16 protein-coding genes are annotated in these 14,075 nt (G+C 28.1%); 8 read left to right on the forward strand and 8 right to left on the reverse strand.

The genetic code is table 11. From position 1 onward, the window contains the following. The 4 genes from KJQ99_RS06225 to thrB form a co-directional block, all read left to right on the forward strand. Window positions 1-1,197, forward strand: a 1,197-nt coding sequence (locus tag KJQ99_RS06225; protein ID WP_214150295.1) for a M23 family metallopeptidase, incomplete at its 5' end; no start/stop codon positions are given. A gap of 9 nt (window positions 1,198-1,206) precedes the next feature. Next, complete coding sequence (lpxC, locus tag KJQ99_RS06230; protein ID WP_214119904.1) at window positions 1,207-2,100, forward strand: UDP-3-O-acyl-N-acetylglucosamine deacetylase; 894 nt, start codon at window positions 1,207-1,209, stop codon at window positions 2,098-2,100. A gap of 8 nt (window positions 2,101-2,108) precedes the next feature. Then, the gene (locus tag KJQ99_RS06235; protein ID WP_214118134.1) at window positions 2,109-2,525 is read left to right on the forward strand and encodes a tRNA threonylcarbamoyladenosine biosynthesis protein TsaB; all 417 of its coding nucleotides are present in this window, start codon (window positions 2,109-2,111) and stop codon (window positions 2,523-2,525) included. An 8-nt stretch (window positions 2,526-2,533) separates the two neighbouring features. After that, window positions 2,534-3,424 (forward strand): homoserine kinase, encoded by an 891-nt coding sequence (gene thrB / locus KJQ99_RS06240; protein ID WP_250325676.1) that lies wholly within the window; start codon window positions 2,534-2,536, stop codon window positions 3,422-3,424. On the opposite strand, the gene recG is transcribed toward thrB, so the two are convergent. Genes recG through rarD form a run of 7 tightly spaced genes read right to left on the reverse strand, consistent with a single transcriptional unit; the run spans window position 3,421 to window position 10,102 of the window. Then, entirely contained in the window at window positions 3,421-5,220 is a 1,800-nt protein-coding gene (gene recG, locus KJQ99_RS06245) for an ATP-dependent DNA helicase RecG (RefSeq protein ID WP_214119906.1), read from the reverse strand. The two genes, thrB and recG, sit on opposite strands and share 4 nt — an antisense overlap. Then, a complete protein-coding gene (locus tag KJQ99_RS06250) occupies window positions 5,213-6,343 on the reverse strand; it encodes a M16 family metallopeptidase (protein WP_214150296.1) in 1,131 nt (376 codons plus the stop codon). Before KJQ99_RS06250 ends, recG begins: the two co-directional genes overlap by 8 nt. Beyond that, a complete protein-coding gene (locus KJQ99_RS06255) occupies window positions 6,336-7,490 on the reverse strand; it encodes a dehypoxanthine futalosine cyclase (protein WP_214118140.1) in 1,155 nt (384 codons plus the stop codon). The genes KJQ99_RS06250 and KJQ99_RS06255 overlap by 8 nt, the downstream gene beginning before the upstream one ends. A 7-nt stretch (window positions 7,491-7,497) precedes the next feature. Next, window positions 7,498-8,313, reverse strand: coding sequence for a fumarylacetoacetate hydrolase family protein (locus tag KJQ99_RS06260; RefSeq protein ID WP_214118142.1), 816 nt, complete (start codon window positions 8,311-8,313; stop codon window positions 7,498-7,500). 1 nt (window position 8,314) lies between these two features. Further along, complete coding sequence (locus KJQ99_RS06265; protein ID WP_214118144.1) at window positions 8,315-8,797, reverse strand: hypothetical protein; 483 nt, start codon at window positions 8,795-8,797, stop codon at window positions 8,315-8,317. A gap of 1 nt (window position 8,798) precedes the next feature. Next, window positions 8,799-9,242, reverse strand: coding sequence for a hypothetical protein (locus tag KJQ99_RS06270; protein ID WP_214118147.1), 444 nt, complete (start codon window positions 9,240-9,242; stop codon window positions 8,799-8,801). After that, the gene (gene rarD / locus KJQ99_RS06275) at window positions 9,239-10,102 is read right to left on the reverse strand and encodes an EamA family transporter RarD (RefSeq protein WP_214150297.1); all 864 of its coding nucleotides are present in this window, start codon (window positions 10,100-10,102) and stop codon (window positions 9,239-9,241) included. The genes KJQ99_RS06270 and rarD overlap by 4 nt, the downstream gene beginning before the upstream one ends. Before the next feature lie 72 nt (window positions 10,103-10,174). Between rarD and KJQ99_RS06280 the strand changes: the two genes are divergently transcribed. Beyond that, window positions 10,175-11,509, forward strand: coding sequence for a class II 3-deoxy-7-phosphoheptulonate synthase (locus KJQ99_RS06280; RefSeq protein ID WP_214150298.1), 1,335 nt, complete (start codon window positions 10,175-10,177; stop codon window positions 11,507-11,509). After that, window positions 11,506-12,102 (forward strand): shikimate kinase, encoded by a 597-nt coding sequence (locus KJQ99_RS06285; protein WP_214118152.1) that lies wholly within the window; start codon window positions 11,506-11,508, stop codon window positions 12,100-12,102. Before KJQ99_RS06280 ends, KJQ99_RS06285 begins: the two co-directional genes overlap by 4 nt. A 1-nt stretch (window position 12,103) precedes the next feature. Here KJQ99_RS06285 and KJQ99_RS06290 read toward each other — a convergent pair whose 3' ends face one another. Next, the gene (locus tag KJQ99_RS06290) at window positions 12,104-12,424 is read right to left on the reverse strand and encodes a winged helix-turn-helix transcriptional regulator (protein ID WP_214150299.1); all 321 of its coding nucleotides are present in this window, start codon (window positions 12,422-12,424) and stop codon (window positions 12,104-12,106) included. A gap of 97 nt (window positions 12,425-12,521) precedes the next feature. Between KJQ99_RS06290 and KJQ99_RS06295 the strand changes: the two genes are divergently transcribed. Both KJQ99_RS06295 and KJQ99_RS06300 read left to right on the forward strand, forming a co-directional pair. Continuing rightward, window positions 12,522-13,109: an NAD(P)H-dependent oxidoreductase gene (locus KJQ99_RS06295; protein WP_214150300.1), complete on the forward strand. Its 588-nt coding sequence runs from the start codon at window positions 12,522-12,524 to the stop codon at window positions 13,107-13,109. A 167-nt stretch (window positions 13,110-13,276) separates the two neighbouring features. Further along, a partial coding sequence (locus tag KJQ99_RS06300) for a cache domain-containing protein (RefSeq protein WP_214150302.1) occupies window positions 13,277-14,075 on the forward strand: 799 nt, incomplete at its 3' end.

Raw genomic sequence — 14,075 nt, forward strand, 5'->3', positions numbered from 1 at the left:
GTTGAAGATAATTTAGGACTAAAAAATTTAAAAGTTGAATTTAGTAAAGATAACGAAGAAACAAAAAATATATTAATAAATAAAACTTTAAATGGCAAAGAATTTAATGTTGAATTAGACCTTCCAAAACCAAAATTTAATGAAAAATTAGATAAATACACAATATATATTAAAGCTAATGATAAAAGTTTGTGGAATTGGTTTGGTGGAAATGTAAGCGAAAAAATAATTAATGTTATAGTAGATAATAAAAAACCTCAAGTAAGCGTAATAGCTAATTCATATAATATAACTCAAGGCGGTGCTGCTAGCGTTGTATTTTACGCACAAGATGATAATCTAACTGATTTATATATAGAAGTTAATAATAGAATTTTCAAAGTTGCTCCTTTTATGAAAGATGATTATTACATAGCTTTAATTGCTTGGGACTTAAGAGATGGAGATGAATTTGAAGCTAGAATTGTTGCAAAAGATAAAGCAAATAATATAATTAAAGAAAGAATTCCATACTATTACTCAAATAAAAAATATAGAGTTTCACATATTGAAGTAGGAGACGCTTTCATTGATGGTAAAATTAGAGATTTGTATGAAGCAAATTCTGATAATTCTTTAAGCGATAGAGCTTTAATATTTGACTTTGTGAATGCGAAATTAAGACAAGAAAATGAAAAATTAATTCATAAAGTTACACAAGTAGTAAGCAATGAATTAGTAACTGATTTTAAGCTAAATGCGTTTTTACCACTAAAAAATGGTATGAAAGTTGCAGATTTTGGTGACCATAGATATTACAAATATAATGGAAATCAAATTAGTGAAAGCTATCATATGGGACTTGATTTAGCAAGTACAAAAATGGCACCTATTGTGTTAGGAAATGATGGTAAAATAGTTTTCGCACAAGATAATGGAATTTATGGATTGAATTTAATAATTGATCATGGTTTAGGTCTTTATACTTTATATGGACACTGCACTAAAAAAAATGTAGAAATTGGCGATATAGTTAATGCTAAAAGCACTATAGCTAATACAGGAACAAGTGGTTTAGCATTAGGGGATCATTTACATTTTGGTGTTTTGGTTCAAGGTGTTGAGGTAAGACCAGAAGAGTGGATGGATACTAAGTGGCTTAATGATAATATATTTGGAATTATCAAAAAAGCAAAAGAAGTTATAAACAAAAAATAAGGGAAAAAAATGTTACAAACTACAATAGCTAAAGAAGTAACAAATGTTGGAATTGGACTACATAAAGGTAGTGCTATTAAGATAAAATTTAGCCCACTAGGTGCTAATAGTGGAGTGGTATTTCATAGAACAGATATTAATAAATTTTACGAAGCAAATTATAAAAGCGTAATCAATACTCAAATGGCTACGGTAATTGGAGATAAAGATGGTTATATATCTACAATTGAGCATTTAATGAGTGCTGTTAGCTCTTATGGAATTGATAATTTATTAATAAGTATTGATGCAAATGAAGCACCTGTTTTAGATGGTTCAGCGGCTGGTTTTTGTGCTATGCTTGATGAAGCAGGTATTAAACAACTTGACGCTAAAAAACAAATATTTGTTGTTAAAAAAGAAATAAAAGTTCAAGAAGGAGATAAATTTGCAAGTCTTAGTCCTACAAATGCTCCTACTTATGATTTTACTATAAACTTTAAGCACCCATCAATTAATACTCAAAACTATATTTACAAGGCTAATAAACAAAATTTCATAAATGAAATTGCAAGTGCTAGGACTTTTGGGTTTTTAAAAGATGTTGAGTATTTAAAATCAAAAGGATTAGCATTAGGTGGTAGTTTAGAAAACGCTGTTGTTTTAGATGATAATGGCATATTAAATCCTGAAGGGTTAAGATTTAGCAATGAATTTGTAAGACATAAAATCCTTGATGCGATTGGTGATTTATATATGTTAGGTAAAGCAACTTTTGCTAACTATAAAGCTTACGCAAGTAGCCATGATTTAAATCATAAACTAACTCTTGAATTGCTAAACAATCCAAATTCTTATGAATTAGTAACTCTTAGTGATGATACAAACAAAGATTTATTAAAGGCATTCACATTAAACTTTTAGTAGTGCCTATGGCAAATCTCATTGGAATATATGATGATAATAATTTGTTAAAAGAAAAAATCAAAATCATAAATAAAACCAGTGAAGATTTGCCAAAAATTATGCAAGAACTATTAAATAAATATAATTTTAGCGAATTAGCCTATGCTAATGGACCAGGCTCATATATGTCTTTAAAAATTGTTTATGTATTTTTAAGCACAATTGCCCTTGTTAAAAACATACCATTAAAAGCAATTAGTGGTTTTACATTTACAAAGAATAACTTAATAAAAGCTAATAACAACTTATATTTTACCCTTGCTGATGATAAAATCAAATTAATTAAAAATGATAATTTTAAAGATGAGTTTTTTATACCAAATGAGTATAATTTCAAATTCTTAGAAAGTAATTTGCCAAATTATTTTTTACCTGCTATTTAGGAATATAAATGAGAAACGAAATATGTTTAAAATCACCCGCTACTAGTGCGAATTTAGGTGCTGGATTTGATTGTCTAGGACTTGCTTTAGACTTTTATAATGAAACAATAATTAAAAGAAATAATTTTTTTAAAATATCTATTAAGGGTGAAGGTGAAGATAATCCTTATCTTAAAAAACATAATTTATTTATTACCATTTTTAATGAAACTTACATAAAGCTAACTGGTAAAAAAGACTTATTTAGCTTTAATTTCATAAACAATATTCCTTTAAGTCGTGGATTGGGTAGTTCTAGCTCTATAATTGTAGGAGCAATTGCTAGTGCTTATTATCTAGCAGGACTTGAAGTTAATAAAGATACAATATTAAACAACGCCTTAATATACGAAAATCATCCTGATAATATTAGCCCTGCGGCACTTGGTGGATTTGTTTGTTCGGTAGTTGATAAGGATAATGTAAAATATATAAAAACTGATATTTCTAGTGATGTTAAAGCAGTAGTTTGTATCCCAAATAAACAAATCTCAACAAATGTTAGTCGTTCGGCTTTACCTAAGCATTTAAGCCTTGCTGATACTAGCTTTAATATAAGCAGAAGCTCACTTACAACTGCAGCTTTTATGAGTAAAAATTATGAAATGTTAAAGATTGCAAGTTTTGACAAGCTTCACGAAAATCGTAGAATGAAAACTGTTCCTGAATTATTTAAAGTGCGTGAATTGGCTCGTAAAAATGGTGCATTAATGAGTAATTTAAGTGGTTCTGGTTCAACTTTTTTTAATCTATGTTATAAAGATGATGCAAACAAACTAAAAACCATACTAGAAAATAATTTTCCTAATATGAAAGTATTAGAGCTTAATTTCAATAATCAAGGAATAATAATAAGCTAATTTTGCTTATTTAAATATTCCTTAGCTTTATATAAAATATCCTTATCTAAAACCTCATCAAAATACTTAAAGCTAATTCCGTGCTGAACATCTCCATCTATTAAATCCCCGCTTTTTCGGTTTTCTAAGTCAATTTCGGCTATTTTAAATCCATCTAAGGTATTAGCAAATTTAATCAATCTATCACTAAATTCAAACTTGCTAAGCAAATAACAATAGCTCTTAACCCCATTTCTTCCTACTCTTCCACGAAGTTGATGAAGTGTAGATAAGCCGTATCGCTCGGGTGCAACGATTACAATTATACTTAATCTTGGCAGTGAAATTCCAACTTCTACGATAGTAGTGCTTAGTAATACATTTCCATTTTCAGCAAATTGCAATAATATATTATCCTTTTCTTTATCCTTGCCGTGCGTATAATAAACTTTATCAAAATTCTTCTCATAAAAGCTAATAACACTCTCAAGTGGTTTATAAGATGAGCTTTTACTTTCTTCTATTAAAGGATAGACTATTATTGCTTGATGATTTTGTTTATTTTCACTTTTTATGTGATTAAATAATTCATTGCTATTTGCTATTGTGATTAGTTTTGTTTCTATTTCTTTTTTAAATGGTAGTTCTTTTATGAAAGAATAGCTGTAAATATCACTATGAATTAATGCAGTTGTCCTTGGTATTGGCGTAGCTGAAAACTCTATATAATGCGGATTTTCTTTATCATTTGTAGCTAAATCTTTAAGCTTCATTCTTTGCTTAGCCCCAAATCGTTGTTGCTCATCAACCATAACTAAAGTAGCATCATCTAAACTAGCCCACAAAAGTGCGTGAGTGCCTATTACAAAATTTGCTTCTTTTAATTCATCTTGCATTAATTTAGTCTTGCTAGATACAAAATGCAATATCTTTAAAAACCCTGGCAAAAGTCTTTTAGCTTCATTATAAAGTTGTTGGGCTAAAACGCTTGTTGGTGCCATTAAAACCACTTTTTTAGGATAGCACATAAGCGCTGCTGCAAAAATCACTAAGCTTTTTCCACAACCAACATCTCCCATTACTATTCTAATTTTATGATGAATACTTTCAAGGTCATTTTTAATATCATTTATCGCATTTATCTGGTCACTTGTCGGCTTAAAAGGTAGAGATTTTAGCCATTTATTTATATCAAAAGTTTTAATTTTTTTGTATAAAGTATCGTTTTTATAAGTTTCGTTAAGTCTTTTTATGTGATGGTAAATCTCAACAAATTTTAAGCATTCGTTTAATTCTTTTGAATTAAGCAATTTCATTGCTTCTTGGCTATTTTCTTTCATAATTAATAGCAATTTTATATGCTCATCTAATAAATTAAATTCTTTTAAAGCTTCATAAGTTAAATATTTATTTTTTATCTTACAAATCTCTTTATCACTTACACCTTTTATCAAATAATTAGCAGTGATTTCTCCACTATCTTTAATGATTTTTGGATTAATAAATTGCAAAAGTCCTGCAAAATCGCCTAATTTCCCATAAATAATTAGCTCTTTATTTATAGCAAAAAGTGCATTATGAAAAGGTCTTAGATTAAATATAGTAATAGTGCATTCACACTCCCAATTATATGAATACGCAATTATACTAAGCCTTTTGCCAGGTAGTTGTTTTTTAGATTTTATTATAACTTTTGTGCAATTTAGCTCATTTAATATAGGCTCATTATTTAATCTTAAATCATCAAATTTTTTAGGCATTAAAAGAGCTAATTCAACTATATCTTTACAAGATAATTTTTCTAAATCCTTATTCATTATTACCTATTACATAAAAACTAAGCTCGGTAATACTTTTTTGATTTTTTAAAAAATCATTACAAGTTTTAAGCTCTAAATCTTTAATTATCTTTGTAATTTCCCTTAATTCGCCTTGTTTTAAATCACTAAAACACTCACTACTTGCAATGCTATGACGATTTTGAGTGGTTGAGTATTTTAAAATCTCACTACCTACTAAAAAATCTTTAGCCTTTTTAAACTCATCTTCGCTTATTCCAAATTCTACTAATTTTTTAAACTCTTCTTGAACTATTTTTATAGCTTCTTTTTTGCTTTCATTTTTTGTTTGTAAATAGCCTGAAATAAGATAATTTTTCTTAAACGCTACTAAAAACGCAAAAGCCGAATAAGCTAAGCCCCTTTTTACTCTGATTTCTTCGGTAATTCTTGAGCCAAATCCACCGCCTAAAACATAAATAGCAAGACTTATAATAGCTCTTTCATAAATGCTTTTAATCTCTACGCTGCTTATAAACCTAACAAAAGCTTGTGATATTTCTTTGCTTTCTTCTTTATAAAAACTCTCATTTGTTTTTAATTTTTCATAAGAACTTTGCTTATTGTTTAAAAGTTTTTTAACCTTACTAATATCATCTAAATTTGCACTAATTACTATCTTATTTGCTTGATTTTTAAGGTTTAAAATATAGTTTTTAAATTCTTTTTCATCTAAAGCTTCAAAATCGCCAAATTTATCATTCTTAAAATCATTTTTAAAATAATTCTCATATAATTTCATTTTCGCTAAATTATCGTAATCTTGAATATGGATTAAAAAATAATTTTTTATTTTGTTTTTGATTAATTCAAAATTAGTAATTTCAGTATTTAAAAGCATATTATTAAAAGCATTTAAGCAATTATCAAGCTCTTTTTTAAGACAAACTATATCAAATGTAAAATCAAAATAATTAGCACTAGCACTAATATTAATTGCACTTTGCTCTAGTTTTATATAAAACTCATCATCTAAACTCTCATTGTAAAAAAACTCAGCCGCCATAGCATTAGCATTATGAAAAATCCTTCCATAATTAGGATAGCTAATACTAATATATACTAAATCATCATTGGTTTTTAAATGCACGAAATTATTCATTGTAGTATTCCAAAATATTATATGCTGTATCTCTTTTAGCTGGATTTTCGCCTAAATCACGGATTAATTCTATCATTTGCTGTTCATTCATTCTATATTTTGCACCTGCAGCTGCAACAACATTTTCTTCCATCATAGTCGAGCCTAAGTCATTTGCACCAAATTTTAATGCAAGTTGCCCTACTGCACTTCCTTGAGTAACCCAAGAGCTTTGAATGTTTGCAAAATTATCTAAATATATTCTAGAAATTGCTAATAATCTTAAATATCTATTAGAACTTGCATTCATTAAATGTGGATTTTCAGCCTTTAATCTAGTGTTTTTACCTTGAAAACTCCATAAAATAAAAGCTCTAAAGCCACCTGTTATATCTTGAAGATTTCTTAAATAGTCTAAATGCTCAATTATTTCTTCATCGCTTTCAACATGCCCAAACATCATAGTTGCACTACTAAGTAAGCCTAATTCATGAGCTTCTTTATGAATTCTTAGCCAAGTAGCAGTATCGCATTTACTAGGTGCTACCATATCTCTTACTCTATCGCTTAAAATCTCTGCACCTGCTCCAGGGATAGAAAATAGCCCACAATCGCTCATTCTTTTTAATACTTCTTTAGTGCTAATTTTGCTAATTTTTGCAATATATTCAATCTCAACTGCACTAAAGCCGTGAATTGTAATACTAGGATAATTTGTGCTTATATATCTTAATAAATCTTCATACCAAGTAATATCAAGCTTTGGATGCACTCCGCCTTGAAATAATATTTGAGTGCCACCAATTGCTAATAATTCTTCAATCTTTTGTCCGATTTGTTCGTATGTTAAAATATAACTATCACTATCCTTTGCGTGACGATAAAAAGCACAGAATTTACAATCAACTAAACAAATATTTGTGTAATTAATATTTCTATCTACTACAAAAGTAGTAAGTTTGCTTGGATGAAGCTTATTTTTTACTGCATAAGCAATCTGACCTAAAGTAGCTAAATCAGAATTTCTTAATAAATTAAGTGCTTGTTCTTTAGTAATTCTTGGGACTATTCCTTTTGGTGCATAAGGATTTTCCCAATCTTTATGGATATTAAATGCTGAAGTTTTATAATTTGTATTTATTTTTTTACTTAATAATGCTGCGTTCATATTGTCCTTACTTTATATAATTTATTAATGAGCCAAGACGCTCTATTCTACATTCAATCTTATCGCCACTTTTTAAAAATTTAGGCGGATTAAAGCCCATTCCAACGCCACTTGGAGTGCCTGTGCTAATGATAGTTCCAGCCTTTAAACAGGTGTAATTTGATAATTCTTTTAAGATATAAGGAATATCAAAAATTAATAAATTAGTATTAGAACTTTGTCTTAATTCATCATTTACAAAACATTCTATTTTTAAATTACTTGCTTCTTTTATACTAAGACTTGTATTTATAAAACTACCAAACGGGCAAGAATTAGCTAAACTTTTTCCCATATACCATTGCTTATGTTTGTTTTGAATTGCCCTATCGCTAATATCATTTAAAATGGTATATCCTAAAATATAATCATCAAAATCACTTGTATCATCTAATTTATAAGCGTCTTTTCTAAGTATAAATGCAAGTTCGCATTCATAGTCTAATTTTTCGCCACTAATATCTAAAATATCAAATGGATTAGAAAACTCATTTACTCTTTTTGCAAAATAAACAGCTTCTTCTCTTTTGCCATCAAACTCAATTCCTTTAAATTTATAGCTTTCTTTTGCGTGTTCTAAATAATTTATCCCTAAGCATATAATATCTTGATAAGGAGATTTGATTGGAGATAATAACTTAACTTCGCTAAGCATAAAAGCATCTTCAATCAATTCTAATCTATCAAAATAAGAAGAATAATTTTTAAAATAACCCACCTTATTATTATCGCCTAAATTCCCATGATAAACTACATTATCTTTCATAAATCTAATCAATTTCATACTAACCCCTTTTTACTAGATTTTCTAAAATATATTGCTCTAATTTAGTCTTAGGTATGCTAAGTTCATTTGCTTTATTATAAATTTCAACAACAATTGCGTTGTATTTTTCATATTCAAAATGCGATAAATGTATTTGCCACGCTGCTTTTATTTGTCTAAGACTTGCTATTTTTCTTGTATAAATCTTAAAAATATCAAAACATATAAAAATAGCAGAAGTTACAAATACAGCACTAATTAAACTAAAATGAAAGTCAATTTTTTCAAATAAAAAATGAGTAGCAATAGTTAATGGAGTAAGCACGATTAAACACAATATAAAATATATAAAATAAGTATTAAAATAATTAAACTTAAAATGTAATTTCGCTGGGTCAATTAACATTCCTTCATTATAAAGGCTATTTGCTTCTATTAAATCTAAAAATTTTACAGGCTCATTTGAGAATTTAAAAAGCTTATTAATTAGTAATTCTTTCATTTCAATCCTTAAAAATTTCATTATATTTTAACGCTGCTAAATCAAAAAATTCTTTAGCTTTTTCATCTCCTAAAGATTTTTGAACGCACTCTTCAAATTCTGGTAAAAGTTTTAATAATTTATCTTTTAATTCATCGCTAGGTAAAGTCTTTATGGTATTTAAAACAGATACTAAAGCTAAGGCTTTTTCTTTATCATTTTCAGGCATTAAACTTGCGTATTTATTAAATATTTCTTCTAAATTATCGCACAATAATGCACATTTTTCGTTTTCATTATGAATTAGGCTTAAAACTTCTTCTTGAGTAAAATTAGCTGTATTTTTTTCTTCTTTTCTTACAAAATCTCCATGTTTATCAAGCTCTTTAAAAACCTTTTTTAAAATAGTTACGAAAAACAATACTATAAAAATTATACCTATTACATAAATTCCAACTTCATTCATAGTTTATTTCCTTTTTTAAACACATTATCATAAATGCTTAAAGCTACTGCTATAAAAATTATAATAAATGATATTAATTTATGTTGATTTATTGGCTCATTGTATAAAAAAATAGCAACTAAAAAAGAAATTATCGGGCAAATATATTGCATATATGAAAGTAATGTTAAGCTTAATTTTTGTGTAGCATAATTGTATCCTAACATAGGTAGCAAGGTTACAAGCCCACTAAGTGCAAGTAATACTCCTAAATAATCAATATCAAAATGAGCTAAATTTGTTGGGATAGAAAATAAAAATATTAAAGCAAAAGGAGTGATTAATAATGTTTCTAAGAAAAACCCATAAACGCTACTTACATAAACTTTTTTACGAATAATCGTATAAAAATTAACTAAGAGCGCTAAAGTAATTGATAATATAGGTAAAGCTCCTAAAGTAATTACTTCAAATAAACACGCAAAAATCACTAAACTAACACTAATAATTCCTAATTTACTCATATTTTCTTTTAAAAATACTTTTGCAAAAATTATCCCAAACAAAGGGCTTAAAAAATATCCTAAAGAAGTTTCTAAAATCAAATTCTTTTGAATCATATAAATATAAAGCCCCCAATCTCCACTAATTAAAGCACCACAAATAAAAAGATTAAAAGCCATTTTTAAAGATTTTAATTCTTGTAAAGCTTTTTTAAATTGCCCTATAATTATTAAAAATATTGCTAAAAATATAACCGACCAAACTATCCTATGCGACATTACTACAAAGGCATCTAATGTATCAAGTTGTTTATAAAAAATAGGCACTAAACCCCAAAATACAAAAACAACAAAAGCTACAAAAAATCCATAATTCATAAAAATTTTTCCTTAAAATGTAAAACTTATCTCATATAATCATAATTTACTAAATTAAAAAAAGGAGAAACGATGAATTGGTCGCTAGATTCATATAAAAATTATAAAGCTCTTCAGCAACCAAACTATGAAAACAAGGAAGAATTAGAAAATGTAGTAAATGAATTAAAATCGTATCCACCTTTAATATTTGCTATGGAAGCAAATGAATTAAAAAACGAATTAGCAGCAGTTTGTAAAGGAGATGCGTTTTTATTGCAAGGTGGTGATTGCGCTGAAAGTTTTAATGATTTTAGTGCAAATAATATCCGTGATATGTTTAAATTATTTTTGCAAATGGCATTAGTTTTGCAATTTGGTGGGTCAAAAAAAGTAGTAAAAATTGCTCGTATGGCAGGACAATTTGCAAAGCCTAGAAGCTCTGATTTTGAGAATAAAGATGGTATAAGCTTACCAAGTTATCGTGGAGATATTATAAATGATTGTGAGTTTTGCGAAAGTGCAAGAGTTCCAAAAGCTAAAAAAATGCTAAAAGCTTATATGCAAAGCTCTGCTACGCTTAATTTGCTTCGTGCATTTAGCGTAGGTGGACTTGCTGATTTAGCCCAAGTGCATAAATGGAATTTAGGTTTCGTAAGACGCGCTGATATTGATGATAAATATGCACTTTTAACCCAAAGATTAACAGAAGCACTTGATTTTTTTAAAGCTTGTGGAATAACTAGTTTAAATGATGCTAGATTGCACGAAACGAAAATCTACACAAGCCACGAAGCCTTGCTTTTACCTTACGAAGAAGCACTTACTAGAATAGATAGCTTAAGTGGAGCTTATTATGATTGTTCAGCTCATATGCTATGGATTGGCGAGAGAACTCGTGGGCTTGATGATGCTCATGTGCATTTTTTAAGTGGAGTTAAAAATCCAATAGGTGTTAAAATAGGACCTAATGCTAGTGCTAGTGATATATTAGCCTTAGCTGATAAGCTAAATCCACAAGATGAAGCAGGAAGATTAAATATAATCATTAGAATGGGTGCTAGTAAGATTAAAAATCTTGAAAATATCTTTAAAGAATTAAGCAAAGAACAAAGAAATATAATCTATAGCATAGACCCAATGCACGGCAATACTCAAAGCGTAAATGGCTATAAGACTAGAAAATTTGATGATATTTTAGATGAAGTTAAAAATTTCTGGCATATTGCAAGAGCTAATAATATAATTCCTGGTGGGGTTCATTTTGAAATGACAGGACAAAATGTAACCGAATGTTTAGGCGGAAGCGTAGGAGTTAGCGAAAGCGATTTAGCAAGACGCTATGAGACCCAATGCGATCCTAGATTAAATGCAGACCAAGCATTAGAACTTGCATTTTTAATAGCTGAATTAATGAAGCAAAAATGAAAAACATTGTTTTAATCGGTTTTATGGGCTGTGGTAAAAGCACAACTGCAAGAAGGCTTAGTAAGATTATTAAAAAAGAAGTAGTAGATACTGATAGCATAATCAAACAAAGAACTGGGCTTGAGATTAAAGAGATTTTTGAGCGTTATGGAGAAGAATATTTTAGGAATTTAGAAAAAGAATTAAGAGATGAATTAGCCACAAAAAGTGATTTAATCATCTCTTGCGGCGGTGGTTTTGCTAATTTACAAGATTTAAGAAAATTAGGTTTTGTAGTGTTTTTAGACCTTAGTTTTTACAAAATCGCAACAAGGCTTAAAAACGATACTAAACGCCCATTATTTGATGAAAAGGCGAAATTGCTTTATGATAAAAGAATGCCACTTTATAATAACGCTTGTGATATAAAAGTAAATATTTTAAATCTAAAAGCAAGAGAACTTGCTAAGATTTTAGAATTTTTCTTAGGCACTAATATCACAAATGATGTTAGAAAAGCCTTTATAAAACCTAGTCTAAATAGAAAAATAAATCGCAAAATTAAACCTATAAAAACTGATAAGTTTAAATTAAACCCAATAAGAGCTAATTAACTTAGCTCTTATTATCGCTTCCCCATTTACACATCATATTAAGAATTGGTATTAATGATTTTCCTTTATTGCTTAGGCTATATTCAACCTTAGGTGGGATTTGCGGATATTCGGTGCGTATTATTAAATCATCTTGCTCTAATTCTTTTAATGCCTTTGTTAAACTCTTAAAAGAAATTCCAACAAGCATTCTTTTAAGTTCATTGTATCTTATAATCTCATTGATTGATAAAAGATACAAAATACTCATTTTATATTTTCCTGAAATTAGGTTTAGCGTATAATAAATTCCACATTTATTATAATCATTTTTTCTTTTCATTACTCTCCTTTTGGTTAGTATCTAACAATTTTGTTCGTATTGACTTAAAATAAAGTAAAAATTATAATCTAATTTTATTTTTAAACAAGGAGAAATTATGAAAAATGTTTTATTAGTTAATGGTGCTAAAGCTTTTGCTAATGCAGGTGCAAGACTAAATGCAAGTTTGCAACAAGTTGCGTATGATACTTTAGTAGAAAATGGTTTTAATGTAGAACAAACCATAATTGATGATGGATATGATGTATTAGATGAAGTAGAAAAATATGTAAGAGCTGATATTATAATTTATCAAATTCCAGGATTTTGGATGAATGCACCTTGGATAGTATGGGAATATTTTTCAAAAGTTTTTGGAGCTGCTTTTGGTAAATTATGTGCTAGTGATGGAAGAAGTAGAAGTGATGCTAGTAAAAAATACGGCTCTGGTGGGCTTAGTCAAAATAAAAAATATATGCTATCTTGGACTTGGAATGCACCTGAAGAAGCATTTACTGATAAAGAGCAATTTTTTGGTGGTGTCGGTATTGATGGAGTTAGCTTAAATCTTCATAAAACTCACGAGTTTTTAGGTATGAGTGCACTTAAAACTTTTGCTTGTTATGATGTAGTAAAAGACCCGCAAGCAGAAAAATATTTTAAAGACTATAAAGAACATATCTTAAATGAAATAGTAAAAAAATAATATTTTGGATTTAGTTTTTCTAAATCCAAAATTAAAAAAATTTAAATTTATTTTAAATATTTTTAATAATTTTTTAATTTAAATTACAAGCAAATAATTTATATTGTTTTAAGTTCATATAACCTATAATCAAAATCTTAATCTAAATCAACAAACAAGGAAAAACTATGAAACTATCAACCAAAATTGCATTGTTTTCATTCATTGGAATTTTAATTAATTCTATAGTTTTAGTATCACTTCATAAATACTATGATAACTACTCTGTAAATTACACAAAACATACGGTAGAAGATGAAATTTTAACAGCTAAAAAGCAGCAAGTTAAAGCTCTGGTAGAAAGTGTTATGAAGTATTCTGGTGCTATTTATGAAGAGTATAAAAATGATAATAACTTAAGTGAGTTTAAAAATAAACTACAAGATTATTTATCTAAAGTAAGATTTGGTAGAGCAAATAGTTATTACACCGTGTTTGATAAAGATGGAAACATATACTATCACCCATCTGCTTCTTGGATAAACAACAATAAATTTAACGAAAAAGACGCAAAAGGAATGTATTTCATACAAGAAATGATTAAAAGTGCTGATAATAATGATGGTTATATAAGATATTTTTATGAAGATTCAAATTCTAATAAAGTTACTGAAAAACTAGCATATACAGGTAAGGATAAAGCAAGTGGGCTTTATTTTATGACTTGGTTATCTTGGGAGACAATTAGCAAAACTTCAATAGAAAAAGTATCAAAAGATACAGATGAACAAAGCTATAATAATATGATTACTTTTATAATCACTACTGCACTTATAATAATTGCGATTGTAAGCTTATCAATTATCTTCGTAAAATTCCAAATCACTCGCCCACTAAACAATCTAACAGCTAAATCAAACGAACTTAGCAGTGGAGATGGAGATTTAACTAAAAAGCTAGATGATAAAGGTAATGATGAAATAGCTC

The organism is Campylobacter sp. 2018MI13, from assembly GCF_018501135.1.
Taxonomy (GTDB): Bacteria; Campylobacterota; Campylobacteria; order Campylobacterales; family Campylobacteraceae; genus Campylobacter_E.